General features: G+C 33.0%; 16 protein-coding genes. 10 read left to right on the forward strand and 6 right to left on the reverse strand.

Annotated elements, in window-relative coordinates; genetic code table 11:
• Nucleotides 1-52 precede the first annotated feature (52 nt).
• The 3 genes from ACHB7C_RS18860 to ACHB7C_RS18870 all read right to left on the reverse strand — a co-directional run bounded on the left by ACHB7C_RS18860 (nucleotide 53) and on the right by ACHB7C_RS18870 (nucleotide 4,532).
• Nucleotides 53-454 (reverse strand): hypothetical protein, encoded by a 402-nt coding sequence (locus ACHB7C_RS18860; RefSeq protein ID WP_210855359.1) that lies wholly within the window; start codon nucleotides 452-454, stop codon nucleotides 53-55.
• 1,030 nt (nucleotides 455-1,484) lie between these two features.
• Nucleotides 1,485-1,682, reverse strand: coding sequence for a hypothetical protein (locus ACHB7C_RS18865; protein ID WP_042848593.1), 198 nt, complete (start codon nucleotides 1,680-1,682; stop codon nucleotides 1,485-1,487).
• 462 nt (nucleotides 1,683-2,144) lie between these two features.
• Nucleotides 2,145-4,532, reverse strand: a complete 2,388-nt coding sequence (locus tag ACHB7C_RS18870) for a hypothetical protein (protein WP_395348193.1) — start codon at nucleotides 4,530-4,532, stop codon at nucleotides 2,145-2,147.
• Between the two features lie 515 nt (nucleotides 4,533-5,047).
• Here ACHB7C_RS18870 and ACHB7C_RS18875 point away from each other — a divergent pair.
• The 5 genes from ACHB7C_RS18875 to ACHB7C_RS18895 are packed head-to-tail and all read left to right on the forward strand — an operon-like array spanning nucleotide 5,048 to nucleotide 8,784.
• A complete protein-coding gene (locus ACHB7C_RS18875) occupies nucleotides 5,048-5,419 on the forward strand; it encodes a hypothetical protein (protein ID WP_042848594.1) in 372 nt (123 codons plus the stop codon).
• Between the two features lie 10 nt (nucleotides 5,420-5,429).
• Nucleotides 5,430-6,923 carry an EscC/YscC/HrcC family type III secretion system outer membrane ring protein gene (locus ACHB7C_RS18880; RefSeq protein WP_129467240.1) on the forward strand — a complete coding sequence of 498 codons (1,494 nt, stop codon included), beginning with the start codon at nucleotides 5,430-5,432 and terminating at the stop codon, nucleotides 6,921-6,923.
• Entirely contained in the window at nucleotides 6,920-8,134 is a 1,215-nt protein-coding gene (gene sctD / locus ACHB7C_RS18885; RefSeq protein WP_395348196.1) for a type III secretion system inner membrane ring subunit SctD, read from the forward strand. The genes ACHB7C_RS18880 and sctD overlap by 4 nt, the downstream gene beginning before the upstream one ends.
• 10 nt (nucleotides 8,135-8,144) lie before the next feature.
• Nucleotides 8,145-8,384 (forward strand): EscE/YscE/SsaE family type III secretion system needle protein co-chaperone, encoded by a 240-nt coding sequence (locus tag ACHB7C_RS18890; RefSeq protein ID WP_210855395.1) that lies wholly within the window; start codon nucleotides 8,145-8,147, stop codon nucleotides 8,382-8,384.
• Nucleotides 8,374-8,784 carry a hypothetical protein gene (locus tag ACHB7C_RS18895; RefSeq protein WP_048605565.1) on the forward strand — a complete coding sequence of 137 codons (411 nt, stop codon included), beginning with the start codon at nucleotides 8,374-8,376 and terminating at the stop codon, nucleotides 8,782-8,784. The genes ACHB7C_RS18890 and ACHB7C_RS18895 overlap by 11 nt, the downstream gene beginning before the upstream one ends.
• A gap of 136 nt (nucleotides 8,785-8,920) precedes the next feature.
• Here ACHB7C_RS18895 and ACHB7C_RS18900 read toward each other — a convergent pair whose 3' ends face one another.
• Nucleotides 8,921-10,492 carry an ATP-binding protein gene (locus ACHB7C_RS18900; RefSeq protein WP_042848598.1) on the reverse strand — a complete coding sequence of 524 codons (1,572 nt, stop codon included), beginning with the start codon at nucleotides 10,490-10,492 and terminating at the stop codon, nucleotides 8,921-8,923.
• 680 nt (nucleotides 10,493-11,172) lie between these two features.
• Here ACHB7C_RS18900 and sctR point away from each other — a divergent pair.
• Genes sctR through ACHB7C_RS18925 form a run of 5 tightly spaced genes read left to right on the forward strand, consistent with a single transcriptional unit; the run spans nucleotide 11,173 to nucleotide 14,411 of the window.
• A complete protein-coding gene (gene sctR, locus ACHB7C_RS18905; RefSeq protein ID WP_042848599.1) occupies nucleotides 11,173-11,823 on the forward strand; it encodes a type III secretion system export apparatus subunit SctR in 651 nt (216 codons plus the stop codon).
• Between the two features lie 17 nt (nucleotides 11,824-11,840).
• Nucleotides 11,841-12,110 (forward strand): type III secretion system export apparatus subunit SctS, encoded by a 270-nt coding sequence (gene sctS, locus ACHB7C_RS18910; RefSeq protein ID WP_042848600.1) that lies wholly within the window; start codon nucleotides 11,841-11,843, stop codon nucleotides 12,108-12,110.
• Nucleotides 12,111-12,114: 4 nt separating this feature from the next.
• Nucleotides 12,115-12,891: a type III secretion system export apparatus subunit SctT gene (sctT, locus tag ACHB7C_RS18915; protein ID WP_042848601.1), complete on the forward strand. Its 777-nt coding sequence runs from the start codon at nucleotides 12,115-12,117 to the stop codon at nucleotides 12,889-12,891.
• Nucleotides 12,884-13,948, forward strand: a complete 1,065-nt coding sequence (locus tag ACHB7C_RS18920; protein WP_042848602.1) for an EscU/YscU/HrcU family type III secretion system export apparatus switch protein — start codon at nucleotides 12,884-12,886, stop codon at nucleotides 13,946-13,948. Before sctT ends, ACHB7C_RS18920 begins: the two co-directional genes overlap by 8 nt.
• Nucleotides 13,917-14,411 (forward strand): hypothetical protein, encoded by a 495-nt coding sequence (locus ACHB7C_RS18925; RefSeq protein WP_210815649.1) that lies wholly within the window; start codon nucleotides 13,917-13,919, stop codon nucleotides 14,409-14,411. Before ACHB7C_RS18920 ends, ACHB7C_RS18925 begins: the two co-directional genes overlap by 32 nt.
• 68 nt (nucleotides 14,412-14,479) lie before the next feature.
• Here the strand turns inward: ACHB7C_RS18925 and ACHB7C_RS18930 are convergent, their stop codons facing one another.
• Nucleotides 14,480-15,445: a FliM/FliN family flagellar motor switch protein gene (locus ACHB7C_RS18930; RefSeq protein ID WP_131680860.1), complete on the reverse strand. Its 966-nt coding sequence runs from the start codon at nucleotides 15,443-15,445 to the stop codon at nucleotides 14,480-14,482.
• Nucleotides 15,432-15,893 carry a hypothetical protein gene (locus ACHB7C_RS18935; protein WP_048605574.1) on the reverse strand — a complete coding sequence of 154 codons (462 nt, stop codon included), beginning with the start codon at nucleotides 15,891-15,893 and terminating at the stop codon, nucleotides 15,432-15,434. The genes ACHB7C_RS18930 and ACHB7C_RS18935 overlap by 14 nt, the downstream gene beginning before the upstream one ends.
• Between the last annotated feature and the right edge of the window lies 1 nt (nucleotide 15,894).

Genomic DNA, 15,894 nt, shown 5'->3' on the forward strand with positions numbered 1-15,894 from the left:
AAAAAATGGAGTATGCCAATTCAAAACTGGAAACAGGCGATGAGTCGTTTTATTATTGAGTTTGGTGACCGCCTAGACGGTCACATTTAATGAAAGGCAAATACACAGAATTATTTACAGGGTCTAGCCATCCAGCTATCGACGTATTCAGCAGCGCTCCACAATTAATGAACCAAATCCAAGCTGGCCGCTTATCGTTTTGAATAATATTTAGTAAGTGAGTTGTATACTGGTCTTCATCTAACTTTAGAAGATCAATATAGGCCGTATCTGCACCCAGTTTGTGATTAATCCGATTGTATCTGTCTTGAAAATCTTTACTACAGTTCATAGACAGTGTGTGCAATCTCATCATACCCAACTGCCAATATCCATGGACTAAGCGCTCAGTCGAGCCTACAGGCCAATTTTCAAAGTTTGGCGCGAACGGTAATGAAGTTGTTTCGTATTTCATATGTAACTACTCAATGTCTATAAGCTACCACTGTAATGACTTTTCTTTGAGAGTAGCAAAAGTAGGTGTCGGCCCTTCATAAAACAATGTATTTAGGCTAACAATCTCAATTTATTATGATATCAGTTGAACTGTGGTAGTGTGATTCGCTGGTCAATGGGGACCATGAGCAGAGCTAGCCTACATCTACAAACTTAATACGAGTAGTGTATAAACTTTATTGTTCCAAAATGGCGTTAGTGTACAAACTATATTGTTCCGATACACTTAAGCTGAACACATAAAAATACGGTCATCCGAATTGGTGAGCGTGATATTGCTCACCATCAACCAAAACAATCTGCTCATTGCTTGATTAAAGCCATCACCGAAAAGTCCCAAGCGCGGCCGAGGTCATGATCGAATTAAAATAAGCAATCTTCTCGGAAGACAGAACCGCCGTACACTTAACCCCCAATTTAAATTTTTCGAAATTGAAATTTATAATTAGATAGCTCTAATAATTCTAAACGCTTTAAGGTGGTTAGGTTACGCCATAGAACTCGGTTTTTTAATTCTCACTATACTCAATCAGCACTGTCTAAGACAGCCAATAAAGCCCTTACTTAACAAAGAACCATATTCATAACTATCCTTGAGATTTTCCCATGAAACTCTTTTTTAACCTTTCATGTTAGGAAGTCATGTAAAAAACCATTATCTATATTATTCCTTTATTATATATAACCTATAGACAGTTCTATAAGTTTAGATATTTTTTTATATTCAAACTTTCGTTCATTACTTGGGTGCTTAACCAGCTTTAAACTCACAGCGGTTGAACTATTAAAAATGTGTATTCTAACATACAGTAAAAAACCATTTACACCCTATTTAAATTATAAATAAGAGTGAGATTGCTAGACATTAACTTATTATCAATAATATTTAGTTAGTTTAAAATATGTTTTTTAGATATTAAATTTATATTTTTTATATTAAATGGCCCCTTTCGGGGCTATCGGTGTCATTATAAAATACTGAGATAGTATTATCGAGTTAGAGTAATTCGAGTACGCGATTTTAACATTTCATTTTGATCCTCTACTTTATTTTCATCAAGTGCTTTTCTAGTCGCCTCAATAATGAAGGAACTAAGAGATAAGGAAGTATATCCGTTTTTTTTAAAGTATTGATATTTTTCTATATATTCAATTGGAATATTGATTAACTTTGCTTTTTTTAACATAAAATCACCATTGCGTTGATTTATAACCTTGTATGTATCTGTGTAGGAATGTAACTAACATCATCTAAATTTAAGGTGAAACAATATAAAACGATTAACAGTTCTAAACAAAAAATAAAAAGTAACAAATATTAAATATCAATATTATTCATACATTTAGGAGAAGCCATCCATCTTCCCTAAAATCAACCGAATAGCTAGATTAGATACACACATTACCATAACTGGCTTTACATCTAACTCACTTTTAAAAATAGACCTCAGCCATTAGCAGCAATCATTAAATTATCTTTCATATCATAAGCGAATAGTTAGTGTGCTTGATTTAATATTATAAATATATTTATAACCACTATAGAAATATTGATTTATATCCGAACCCCTTATCGGATATCAATACCGGTTCATTGCCCGCACGGATAGCCCATTTATCAGGCACAGGCCCTCACAAGGTTCCTGCCTTTAGTGCTCCTTTCTGCGGTTTCCTATCTCTCTTAAGATTTCATTAAAGATACGGTCGAAACTATTTCTCATAGTATTAGTTTTTGACTCACTAACTATCTCACCTTTTGGTAAAAAATCGGCTGAGTCAAAATCTATCACAAAGAACTCGCCATTATTATATATGATATTCCCCTTATTTATGTCGTTATGTGAGATCCCATGACTTTGCAATAAAGAAGATAGTTTCTCAGATGGTTTACTCGTTTTAATTGCCGTCTCTATTTCTTCTAATAACACAGGGTTAGATAAGTCTTTAATACTACTTAATACATACCCATCTATTTTCTTCAATTTCACTGACACCGTTGCAGAACCATCTTTGTATGGAGTAACTCTTACTGTACCTGAACCTTTTCCATAATACCGATTAAATCCTTCTGCATTTTTTTTTGCTGAAGAGAGCCTACTTTTGTGAGTCTTATTAATTCTGCTCTTATAGATTTTGCTAACAAACCCATCCCCTATATCATAAACCTCACTTAAACTTCCTGTACCAATGACAACTGGTTGTATCTTAGATTGGTTTTTTATATGAGACATTGCCACTTTTTCTGGCATGCCAACACTTTCCATCATATTTTCTAGAGGCGTATTTATATAATTAAATCCTCGTTCCCTGCTAAAACAAACAGGGGTTATTTTCTTACTACCAAATATTTTTTTACCCGTAACCATAAACTGTGGCTCATCTATCCAACCCTGTGAGCTAATTAACTTGAAATAAACATTATCGTATTTTAGATAAAGTGTCCCTTTTTCTGACTCATATAATCCAGGATTAGTTTCAGATGGTTTAATCCCTCGGATTCGTCTTTCGGGGACCCCATTATTCCTGTTCTCATTAAGCTTGCTTATCAGCCCGTCAGAAAAATGTAAGCACGAAGAACCCGGTGATCGCCCCAGTCGACATGGTGAGTAGTTTACGGATAATTTCTTCTTTTCATTGACAATGAAATATCTTTTACCGAACCGAGACACCTTTATGTCAGCACTGTCAGTTTTTATAACACCACTTAAACTCGCACTCCTTCCATTTTCTGGGATGTAACGATAGAACTCATAACCAATTTTTATTGCATGAAAGGATCTTGCAGATGTTTGACTTGTTACGGTATAGATACCATGCTGATTTGGGCTTATTGAAACCAGTGTTTTTTTGTCTATGCTCCCATTTAATAGTTTACCTATCCTAAATGGGAAGTAAACTTTTTCACCTGATGTTTTAATGTACTTGGGAGTTCTTACCCATTGCTTATTTTTCAAAGAGTAAGATATTCTTCGGTGCTTACCATCAATATTAGTAAAATATCTACCATTTTTAATAATAAACTCTCTGTCAGTCCCTTTAATATTAACTGACAATTTGTTATTTTTAAAAGATAAGCCCTCAGGCACCCTTAACTGACCTTCAATTGTTTGTCCTTTTGAATCTTTTGGGGAGGTAGCTACGATGCTTTTACCCAAAGTAATAAGTTGGTCATTTACTTCAAATAAATCATCCGTATTCAGTTGTTGATTATCGATGCTATCCGCTATCATTCTGAATAGAGCCCCACCCAATCTTTGTGTAACCACAAGTGGCTGACTACCAGGTAGCAATGCTGTAATTGCCGATATCGTTTTGTCTACCTTTGAGGTTATCGATAAAAGATTTACCCTTTCTTCTGGGGTTGGGCATCCGTAATTATTATTATAATAATGAATAACCTGAGATTCCTTTGCAAGTTCACTTACTGGGTTCCTTAAAGTTTCACCAATCTGTCTGAATACATCTGGGCGGGATAAGTTTTGTCTTTTTTCAAAACACGAAGAATCCAACTTTACGGTTTTAACATCATCAGGTTCAGGTGGAGGGGTCGTCGTTTTCTGTTTAAAAACCGCATATCTAGATGACCGATTTTTTATAGGCAGCTTTTTTTCTTTATCTTGATATCCTGCTGCAGGTAATACACTGGCCTCTTGGATGGTCTCCCAGAAGTGATTACTGTTAGCCGATTGCTCAACATTTTCAGACATTGGAGGTTTCATTTCGCTCTCGGATACCGTTGTTGGGCTAGTTGCAACAACAGGGGTATAGGTTAACTGAACTTCGGTTAGCAACATTAGCAGTGGGGCTGCTATACCCTGTCGCGGATTTGTAGTCTGGTACGATGATCTGCTCAACTGTTCATGAGAATTGACAACTCTGCTAATACTTCGTCCTAAAAGGTGTATTTCATCCGGAATGGCTGAATGGTCAGAGTTTATGCCTCGAGTCTGTTCTATAGAGTTCATCCTAAAACTATTGTGCAGCTTATTCTGATAAGCTCCTGCTGTAACTCTGTACTGCAACGCTGATATTGGCATAATTAGTCCTTTTAATTAAAACGGCGTGCTTATCGGTATTTACGATTTTTGATTGCAGCCCCAAGACATACGTTTTTAATATCCTTTGAGAAATTTATAGGTAGCATGACGATTACAGATTGGTGAATAATAGACATCTACTGTCTCCCTATTTTTATCAATCACACGGTAAAGATAAAAGCATTTATCCGTTAACTTTCATATAGGTTTTATTAAGTTGCCATAAAAAGACAGCACAAATAAATTGATATGTTTTGATGATATCGTTCCAATCACATATTTAATCTAAAACTTATCATGAAAGCCAGTGGAATATCTATAGACCCTATATATTTAAGATAATAATTTATAGTGAAATATTTTTTGCTAATCAGAAAGTTAATTAATATTATATTTTTATACTAAAAAATAAAACTGGCTGAAATATAAATAAATATAATTCAGGGTATTACCTTATATCTTAAATTCTAAAACGCTTCAAAATACGCTTCTATTTTTATCATTGTAGAGGTTATATGAAACTCCCAGCTCCATTCATAGCCCAAGAAAACATAAAACAGATAACTTCACTAACCGATAGAGTGCTCCTTGATATTAATGGTACCCCAGCGTGGGTGGGGAACTATGCTTATGGTATGTGCTTAGCGATAGATACTGGCTTACAAAATATAAATACAAAATGGCTAATGCATGTTTGTTTATGGCTGGCATCTAAGTGCAGTTTTACTGATGATAGCCTTATTTTAGAATCTAACCGTTTATATTTACTACGTCATTACAGCAAAGAACTAAATCATCAGCAGTATAAAAAGCTAATATATCAACAGACTAAACTAGTTAAATGGCTATTTAAACACTATACAAACACGATATTAACCGATAATTAGAACTAATATAATGATAAGAATATTATTTGTTTTTATAACAATAGCTGCCTTACATTGCTATGGGGCTTTAGCATCGACAATACCATGGAAAAATGACTCACTTTTTTTTATTTCGAGTAGAGGAAATAAGCTTTCAGAAGTCCTACGTGATTTCGGAGCAAATTATAATATTCCTGTAATTGTGAGTAATCAAATAGATGATATTTTTGTCGGGACCATCCCTAAAATGCTCCCTGAATTAGCATTAAATAAGATTTCTCGTATGCATAAGCTCGCTTGGTACTATGATGGACAAGCACTTTATTTCTACAAAGCTCAAGAAGTAAGCTCCGAACTTATAGCTCCAACTTATTTAAATATAAATACTTTTATTCAGCAATTAAAAAACAGTAATATATTAGGTCAACCTTACTGCCAAGCTAGTATTATTTCTGCATCTAATACCCTACAAATACAAGGTGTTCCCATATGTATTCAACGCATTGAGGCAATGGCAACCCGTATTGATGCACAAAAATTAAATCAAGACCAAAACCAAGAAGAGATCCGTGTATTTCCTCTCAAGTACGCTAATGCAGCGGATGGAAATTATGAATATCGAGGCCAAAAAATTATTGTCCCCGGCATTATTAGTGTCCTAAAAGATATGGCTCAGGGCCGAACATTACCATTATTACAAAACCAAGGGCAACCATCTCCAACAGATAGCAATCTTCCTATGTTTTCTGTAGATCAAAGACAAAATGCAATTATTATTCGTGATAGAAAACTAACAATGCCACGCTATGCCTCACTCATAACTCAATTAGATAAAAAACCAGTTATTATCGAAATATCAGTGCTCATTGTTGATGTTAATGCCGAAGACTTAAGTACATTGGGCATTGATTGGTCAGCATCCGCCCAAATTGGCGGTGGAAATATAAGCTTAAATAATAACGGAATACCTGATACCAGCAGCTTCTCTTCTATCGTTTCTAATACTAGTAATTTTATGATTAAACTCAATGCACTTCAGCAAAATGCTAAAGCACAAATATTATCTCGCCCTTCAATTGTAACATTAGATAATAACCAAGCTGTTCTAGATAGGAGTATCACATTCCATACAAAACTCATAGCTGACAATACAGCAAAATTGGACTCGATATCAACAGGCTCATTATTACGGGTAACACCTCGGCTAATTGAAGAGCAGGGAAAAAAAGAAATCATGCTAACCCTATCAATTCAAGATGGTAGGCAAATCCATTCAACTAGTGAATTAGAACCACTACCTCAAACACTAAGTTCTGAAGTTTCTACCCAAACTCTTTTGCAAGCTGGGCAAAGCTTATTATTAGGTGGTTTTGTACAAGATGAGCATAGTGAGGGTGAACGCAGAATCCCATTGCTTAGTGATATTCCTATTATTGGAGGTTTATTTAACTCTTCTCAAAAAAATAATCGTAGCACAATACGCTTGTTTCTTATTAAAGCACAGCCAGCCAACCTATACCAATGATGAAACCTCTTTATAAATTAAAATGGCTAAGTGGAATATTAGCGGGTCGAGAATTAGCACTCCCACTCGGTGAAATTCGCTTAGGGGGAGAAACACCTGATATCGCCTTACCACTAGAGTTAAATGCGGAAACACTATTGATCGTGAATGAACAAGGCATTCGCTTGTCTCAGCCTGTTCCCCTTTGGGTAGATGGGTTGCCTTGGGAAACTAATGAGCTATTGCCTCAAAAAAGAGTGATAGACCTCGCTGGATTAGTCTTTATATTTGGAGATATAGAACAACCATTACCAACATTAGCAATTCCGCTAAGAAGAAATAAAAATAAAACTCACGTTGTTACACTAACAATAGCCATCATTTTTTTATTCTTAGTACTCCTTGCTATAGGGATCTCAACTGACATATCTCCAGAAAATGAGGAGCCATTTGATAAAGTTATTTGGTTAGAGCAACAAATGAAACAACCAGATCACCTAGGTTTGCAAGCAAGCTTTGATAATAATGGCATAATTCATCTCAGCGGCGTATCAGTTTCAAAAAATACGATTTATCAACTACAAGAGCAATTCGCCCAATTTGGTTTCTCCTTTTATAATAAAAGCATCGATGTTAGCACACTACATAACCTAGTTCGTCAAACACTAGAAATGAATGGTTATCATGATATTGATATTACTCAAGGTAATAGCTTAGATAGCGTGAAAATTTATGGTGATATTCAATTTGATAATCATTGGCAGCAAACACAAGCTCAAATAAATCAAATTAGTTTATTAAAAAGTTGGGTTGTCATTAATGACCGCTCAGAAGAATTTAAAAAAACACTTCATTTTCTTGATTCAGAATCACTTTTAGAGGGACTGAATATTTCAATTGAAAATAATAAATTATTAGTTAGCGGAAAAGTTCCAGATAAAGATTTAGAAAAATTAAATATTATCATTAGTGATTTCAATAAGTCACAAAAAACAAGAATGAAAATAAACTATCAAAATATTCCTAACAAAAATATTATTGATAAATTTTTACCTGGGAAAATTATAAGTATTGGAGGTAATGATGAATATATTTACCTACAACTATCTAACAATATTAGACTATATAAAGGAAGTATTTTACCAAATGGCTATAAGGTGTATTCTCTCAGTATGAATACTCTAATGTTAATATATAAACAAAATTTTTTATCAATTCCAATTAACCTTTAAATATAAAAAAATGTCACAGTTAACAAGTTTAGAACGTAAATTAAAACAAGATAAATCAGGTAGTTATCGTGATGGCTTATTATTCAGAATCAATGCTTCTAAAGAAGACCTGACTAATAGACTGAATGAAACAAACAATTCAATATTGAGAGAGAAAATATACCATATCTTAAACTCTCATTACCAAGTAGAAGAAATCATTGTCATAATATGGAAACGTTATCATCCGGAGGTACTGAATGTATATTGATTTAGCTGAATTAGTTACTAGTGCAATTAGCCATATAGGGCGTGAAGATATACTTCAAAATAATAAAATTGATAACCACTCTGCAATCACTATTAGTTTACATGAGATGCCTGACATTAATATATTCACGGTAGATGAGATGCCCATGATATGGTCAGTATTAAGCCCCAAAGATGAGCTGAATACTGCTTTACATAGTGAAATAATATTGTCAAAATTAATGGATAATACTAACCAATATTTTTACTTTGGGCAGCCTGCCTTATTAAATATTAATGACTATATAGAATTGAGAGCTGTTTTTTCACCTTTTGCTTTAAAAAATGGAGAATCCGCAGCAGATGCAATAAATACTTTCGTCTCTTTCATGAGTAAAATTATTAATTTATGTAAACAGTAAAACAAAATAGAAATTTCATTATAACTTCGCCCGTTTTTTTATATTTAAAATATAAAAATACATTTAAAATGATAAATGATTAGTCGATAAATCATTTATCATTTATCATTTACATATTAATTTAAATAAATAAAAATTAGCAATAAAGAGATATTTGCTCTAATAAAATATGCTTATCTTTCTCAGACCATTCACCAATTTTAACTTTGCTCTCTAAGTACTGGCAAGCATCATAAATACCATTTATACCTGTCAACGCTGCGCAGCCTTTTATTGAATGCAATACTGCTAAAAATTTATTTCCCTGTTTTTCATGCCATGCAATTTCAATTTGCGTTGAAAACTGTTCAAATGTTGATTTAAACCTAGACCTCAAATCATCACATTCATTGATATTAATTATGGCATCATTTTTTCTTTTATTTTGAGCTAATTCAATCCCCCTTCCCAACTGAATCATAATAACTTTTTCAATAAGATCAGACAATCTATCAATATTAAATGGCTTCAATAAACAATCATTAAACTTCACATTTGTATTATCATTATACTGTATACCTCTATCCCCCGCTGTTGTGGCAATAATAGGAGTGTCATTGTCTAATATTTCATTTTCTAATGTTCTCCAACGTAAAAGCGTTTCAAACCCATTTTGCATTGGCATATTCAAATCCATTAGAACCATGTCATAAATGTTTTTTTTGCCTAAATCAATAGCTATAGAACCAGAACTTGCTAAATCTACTTGATGCCCCATATTTTCCAATATTATTTTTATTATATTTTGATTCAGGGAAACATCATCAACAACCAAAATTTTTAATGACCATAAAGTAGAAGACGCTAAGTTATGTTGCTTCCCTTTATGTTTCCTATTAAATCCAGATGAATTATTACAAAAAAAGCCAGATGGGACATTAAAATCTGAATAGTCTAATAACTTGCTCTTTCCTAAGTTTAGATTAATTTCCCATAAACGTAATTGTTGACCAAAGCCAATATATTTTATAGCTGATGAATTAAACACTTTCCTTAAACACTCATCGCTTTTCATTGGAATATATAATTTAAAATGAGTTCCTTTCCCTAACTGACTTTGTATTTTTATTTTACCATTCATTAGCTTAATAAGATTTGCTGATATGCTTAACCCTAACCCACTGCCATTTTCATTTAAATTCACCTTAAAGAATGGTTTAAATATTTTATTTTGTTGGCTGATATCAATACCTATTCCAGTATCAATAATATCGAAAACTAAATTAGATTTATCTATACCTACTTTAATCTTTATAGAACCTTCAGTTGTAAATTTAATCGCATTTCCAATTAGATTAATAAGTATTTGCATTAAACTTATTTGGCTTACCCTTACCTTTTTAGGAGTATCTGGATAAATATACGTTGATAACGCTAATCCTTTTCTTTTTGCCTCAAAACTAACAATGACCATGACCTTATCAATAAGCTCAAATAAATCAACCAATTCATAACCTAAGTTATAGTTTATCTCTTTAAAATTGAATGAATTATTAATAACATCTAGCATATAATCAGCAGATGTACGCATGATTGCTAATAAATTTTGTTGCTGATGTGTTGGTGATGTCTGTTGCAATAACTCTAAAGCACCAATAATACCATTCATCGGGGTTCTTATTTCATGAATAATACTTTCGCTTATTTCAGCCATATGATCTTTTTTCATTGGTTTACCTATAATTTTACAGACAGAGATTATAAAAATATCATCTAATAATCTATAGCCCTGAGATATTCAGTCAGAATTAATTTTTCTCCCATACATTTTTGGTATAATACAAAACAATAAATCATTCACAAATACAAATAGTAACAAAACAAAATTAAATAATATGTCACCCGCCAGATAATTTTCTTGATAAATATCATTCCTTGTGAAAAAATGAAATTATCAATAAGTATACAACATGAATTTTAATTATGATTAAATTTTAAAAAGCAACAAAAAAAGTAATATTTGAATATACTTGAAATATCACTAATATAACTTATCAATATAGAAATGATAAAATTAATTTTGTAATTACTTTATTGAAACACACAAAACAATTACTATATTTAACTGTTAACTATAATTACATTCACCTCATAAATATTTTAATCAGGATAATATCACAAATAAAACATGGAATTATTTCTAGCATAAATAAAAATACGATATTTATATTAATATACAGTTACACTTTAGCGTAACCAACCATATAAATTAACAACTTATCCATAAAAAATAAACATTGAACAATGGTGAGGGAACTAAAAGCCTTATAAACTCAGGCTTTTACCTTATACTCAAAAACAGCATCCAACTTCATAATATCATTCACATGATATTTCTGGAATTTTTAGATGCCTTTATTAGACCAGCCATTACAATTGATTCTTATATTATTTATGCTATCTATTTTTCCTTTAGCTCTCGTATTAGGTTCGTCATTCCTAAAAATAGCGATTGTATTTTCTTTACTGCGTAATGCATTAGGTATCCAGCAAACACCACCAAATATCGCAATCTATGGCTTAGCACTCGTCTTAACCTTATTTACAATGGCCCCTATTATTCTTGCTATCCAAAGTAATTTAATTAATGAGCCTATAGAAATAGAATCACCGCTATTTATTCAGAAAGTTGAGAGAAATATATTATTACCTTATAGAGAGTTTCTTAAAAAAAATACAGACCCTGAACAACAATTTTTTTTTGCCAATATCGGTCATCAAATTTGGCCTGAAAAGTATCATGATAAAATTCCAGATGAATCTTTACTTATCCTACTCCCCGCTTTTACCGTTAGCCAACTTATTGAAGCCTTTAAAATAGGTCTGTTGTTATTCCTACCGTTCATTGCAATCGACTTAATTGTTTCCAATGTATTACTCGCAATGGGAATGATGATGGTTTCGCCGATGACAATATCTATGCCCTTAAAACTATTAATTTTTGTATTGATGGGGGGCTGGGAAAAATTACTTAGGCAACTGATTCTTTCATTTTCGTAACACTAAGGCCATAAATAATGAGTGAAACTATGGTAATCCAATTAGCAAAACAAATGATGTGGCTTGTTTTACTTTTATCTTTACCTGTCGTCGTCGTCGCATCATGTGTGGGAATTTTAATTAGTTTGTTACAAGCATTAACCCAAATACAAGAACAGACAATTCAATTTCTTGTCAAGTTAATTGCTGTTTCTATTACACTTGCAATCAGCTATCGCTGGATGGGTGACGTAATTCTTACTTATGCAGATCAAGTTTTTGACATGATACTTCATATGAGGGAGTAAGCTCTTGACCATCTGGATTGAATACCTACCCATCCTTGGACTAAGCATGTTACGCTGCTTAGGTGTTTTTCTTCTTGTTCCTTTGCTGAATAGCTCTAACCTAGGCGGTACTTTAGTTAGGAACTCACTACTTTTAGTGATTATATTACCTATTGCTTATATGTACCCCAATTGGACCCAATCTAACCTTAATATTAGTGGATACTTATGGTTAATTATTAGTGAGGTGAGCATTGGGTTAATACTCGGTTTTTGTGCTGCAATTCCCTTTTGGGCAATGGATGCAGCAGGAACAATAATAGATACCATGCGCGGTTCTTCAATGGCAAGTATCATTAACCCATTATTAGGGCAACAATCCTCGCTATTTGGAGTGTTATTTAGCCAAGTATTTAATGTTATTTTTCTTATTAGTGGAGGTTTTAACCAACTAATAGCGGCTATCTATAATTCCTATATTTCTATCCCACCGGCCAGTACATTAAATTATCATATTGATGCTTTTTCTTTTATCTCCAGTTTATGGCAACTCATGTATGAACTAGGTATTCGCTTTGCAATGCCAGCCATAGTCGTCATCGTCTTAGTTGATATGGCTTTAGGGTTAATTAACCGCTCAGCGCAACAACTTAATGTTTTCTTCTTAGCGATGCCAATCAAAAGTGCATTCTCCTTATTAATGCTGATTATCTGCTTCAGTTTTGCGTTCCAACATTTATTGGCCTATAGCCTAGACTATTTGAATATCAGCCTAAATTTATGGGACTTTTTCAATGAGTGAGAAAACAGAAAAGCCCACATCGAAGAAAATCAAAGATGCGCGAAAAAAAGGCCAAGTAGCGAAAAGTAATGAAATAACCAGCGGTATGCAGCTAGTCATTTTACTGACTTATTTTAGTTTTGAAGGCCCTGAACTTTGGAATGCCTTAAAATTGATGATTAATACTAATATTAATTTTATTAACAATGATAGTCATTTAGCGATTGGCCAGTGGCTAAATACTTTCTCTTCTATCGTGATCCGTTTTACTGGTGGTTTAGCCGGCGTTATCATATTGACGTCTGTTTTTACCATAATGGCTCAAGTTGGGCCATTATTGGCAACAGAAGCGTTAACACCATCATTTAAAAAACTCAATATATTATCTAATTCAAAACAGATGTTCTCAATGCAGAATCTATTTGAATTTGTTAAATCTATATTTAAAACAGTAACACTAGCACTTATTTTTTACTTGTTACTAGCTCAAAACACTAATTCAATACAGTTTTTACCTTTGAACCCTGTTATTAATGGCGTTATTTTATGTATTCATTTACTTTACTGGATGATTTTAACTCTAATTGGATTCTATATTATATTTGGTATTGCTGACTTCGCATTTCAGAGATATAACAACACCAAGAAATTGATGATGTCTATTGATGAAATTAAAAAAGAATATAAAAATAGTGAAGGTAACCCTGAATTAAAAAGCAAACGGAAAGCAATACACCGAGAAATTCAAAGTGGGAGCTTATCTAAAAATGTCGCTAAATCAACGGTCGTGATTAAGAACCCAACACATGTTGCAGTATGTCTGTATTATAAAATTAATGAAACACCATTACCGAAAGTCATTGAAGTCGGCTTTAATAGCCGAGCCTTAAATATTATTAGGTTTGCAGAGAAATCAGGAGTACCTATTGTAGAGAGTATTGATTTAGCCCGTGCATTAGCAAAGAAAACCTCAGTAGGTCATTATATTCACCCAAGCTTATTTGAACCTGTCGCTAATATTTTGCGTATGGTTATGAATTTAAGCTATGAAAAAGAAAACCCCAAAAATGAAGATTAAACTCATTCTTTTAATAATACCGTGTATGGCGCTAATCGCTTGTACTACCGTAAAAAAAGAGCCTAATAATGAGCGTCCATTAATCAATAGTAACACATTGAATTTAAACAATAAAAATACGGAAAACACTTTAACCTGGAGTGAGTTTTTTGACGAAATCTCTTCCAACTCCGAATTGAAAATTATGGAGTCAAATTTAGATGAATATAATAATAGCCTTGAAAATAAAATAAACAACACATTGATCAATAAAGAAAAAAATATCGACAATATAAATCTAAATAAGGTTTCAGAGGAGAGAAATGATATATATAAATTTAATGAAGATGACGAAGCAGATGAATTACTTGATATTGAACCAATATCAGAAAATAACACTAATATAGCAAATAAATTAATTTCATTATTTTTATCATCACCGCCCACAGACAATCATCATTTATCACCTGATGATGAAATTTAATTTATTGACTGCTTGTTAGCCTATTGCCTCAACAAGCAGTCAAGCTTAACCTGCCACAATAAAATCAATTAGCATAATGTATCTATTCTAACCGCTAATCGTTCCCCTATGCGTAATAGTGTACCAAAAGCAAAAATACGATGACCAACTTTTAATGAAACAGGTGTATTATAATGTTTTTCACTTTCAAATAAGTACCCCGGCCGGATCTGGCTTAGCTCATTAATTGAAATATTCAAATTAGCAACTTCCACTGAAACAGGAATCAATGTATTTGAAATTTGATTATCTGTATTGGCTAAGCTATCTGTAGGTATATCAATCCAGTCATCAAAAGTATCCATTAATGTCTCCACGCTAAATATGCCTGACTCGCCATCTTGACAAACAATGGCAAGTGGCCGATGAGTAAAAAGAAAAAACTCCCCACGAGTAATCTCTGCTTGCTGTTGAAGCACCAGCGCATTACCTTCTTGTATAGAATATATTTGCTGACTATTTAATAAACACCAACCCGCCACTAACTTTGCCCCAATCATAATTGGCGAGCTTATTTCTTGTTCATCAGTTATCGAACCGTTCTCTATGAGTACCTCTAACCAGCTATCAGGGGCTTCAATAACGTGAAAATTAAGTATTCTATTATGATGTTTCGCACACAACTGCCACCCCACGCCTTGCGGTAAAGAGCCCGTGCTTATCTGTTTAACTGTTGGCCACTGAAAATCATCAATATCAATGCATGCCTTGAGAGTATCTATTGTCCATATCGCGAGTACGTCCTTAAACTCATCAGAAACCATAGAAAATGATGGAATAGCAAGTACTGGACTAACCCATTGACACCATTCATTTTCATCTACCCAAAAATCAATAGAATTACCATTTATACAAGTTGTCAGTAACAAACCGATTGCCAAATTCCGATGCTCAAATGTTAAAGATAGAGTTCCTTCATCGCCGATTAATTGACAACCTGTACCTACTGCACGAATAAGTTTTGCTGTTCTATTATTAATTTCAGGTATCGGCATGATTAACCTTTAAAAAAATCGAGCAATTAAATTTTATCGAAAGCCCCCTTTTTATTTGCTCAATAATTTTATTCAACTCTTGATTATATAAAGAAGTATTCAAATAAAGACAAATAGATATACCTACCTCATTATAATCAGCCTCAATAATCATCCCTGCTAATGGGCCATTTGTTAAACACCACTTTAATTGATTATTTTGATTGTTAGAACAATTCAACGATAATTTTTTCAGTAACTGCTCACATAATTCAGCGCTATTTGACACATCTATATAACTTAAACACTTTCGTTCTTGTGTTATATCATTATTATTGACCCCTCCTTTTATTGGAATAGTCAATAATTCTTCAAACTGATGTTGAGCATCTTGGTGAGATGCCGTATCGTCCATACCATTATTTAATATAATAACATTGCGGCGTGATGACATTACTTTAGTACACATA

This window comes from Providencia sp. 2024EL-00732 (assembly GCF_044006275.1).
Lineage (GTDB): Bacteria > Pseudomonadota > Gammaproteobacteria > Enterobacterales > Enterobacteriaceae > Providencia > Providencia huashanensis.

Excerpts from the sequence above, each read along its gene's own strand:
- ACHB7C_RS18895 (WP_048605565.1), top strand. The coding sequence starts at position 8,374 with ATGTATATTGATTTAGCTGAATTAGTTACTAGTGCAATTAGCCATATA.
- ACHB7C_RS18865 (WP_042848593.1), bottom strand. The coding sequence starts at position 1,682 with ATGTTAAAAAAAGCAAAGTTAATCAATATTCCAATTGAATATATAGAA.
- ACHB7C_RS18925 (WP_210815649.1), top strand. The coding sequence starts at position 13,917 with ATGAAAAAGAAAACCCCAAAAATGAAGATTAAACTCATTCTTTTAATA.
- sctS (WP_042848600.1), top strand. The coding sequence starts at position 11,841 with ATGAGTGAAACTATGGTAATCCAATTAGCAAAACAAATGATGTGGCTT.
- ACHB7C_RS18860 (WP_210855359.1), bottom strand. The coding sequence starts at position 454 with ATGAAATACGAAACAACTTCATTACCGTTCGCGCCAAACTTTGAAAAT.
- ACHB7C_RS18875 (WP_042848594.1), top strand. The coding sequence starts at position 5,048 with ATGAAACTCCCAGCTCCATTCATAGCCCAAGAAAACATAAAACAGATA.
- ACHB7C_RS18880 (WP_129467240.1), top strand. The coding sequence starts at position 5,430 with ATGATAAGAATATTATTTGTTTTTATAACAATAGCTGCCTTACATTGC.
- ACHB7C_RS18930 (WP_131680860.1), bottom strand. The coding sequence starts at position 15,445 with ATGCCGATACCTGAAATTAATAATAGAACAGCAAAACTTATTCGTGCA.
- ACHB7C_RS18935 (WP_048605574.1), bottom strand. The coding sequence starts at position 15,893 with ATGTGTACTAAAGTAATGTCATCACGCCGCAATGTTATTATATTAAAT.
- ACHB7C_RS18900 (WP_042848598.1), bottom strand. The coding sequence starts at position 10,492 with ATGAAAAAAGATCATATGGCTGAAATAAGCGAAAGTATTATTCATGAA.
- sctD (WP_395348196.1), top strand. The coding sequence starts at position 6,920 with ATGATGAAACCTCTTTATAAATTAAAATGGCTAAGTGGAATATTAGCG.
- ACHB7C_RS18890 (WP_210855395.1), top strand. The coding sequence starts at position 8,145 with ATGTCACAGTTAACAAGTTTAGAACGTAAATTAAAACAAGATAAATCA.
- ACHB7C_RS18870 (WP_395348193.1), bottom strand. The coding sequence starts at position 4,532 with ATGCCAATATCAGCGTTGCAGTACAGAGTTACAGCAGGAGCTTATCAG.
- ACHB7C_RS18920 (WP_042848602.1), top strand. The coding sequence starts at position 12,884 with ATGAGTGAGAAAACAGAAAAGCCCACATCGAAGAAAATCAAAGATGCG.
- sctR (WP_042848599.1), top strand. The coding sequence starts at position 11,173 with ATGCCTTTATTAGACCAGCCATTACAATTGATTCTTATATTATTTATG.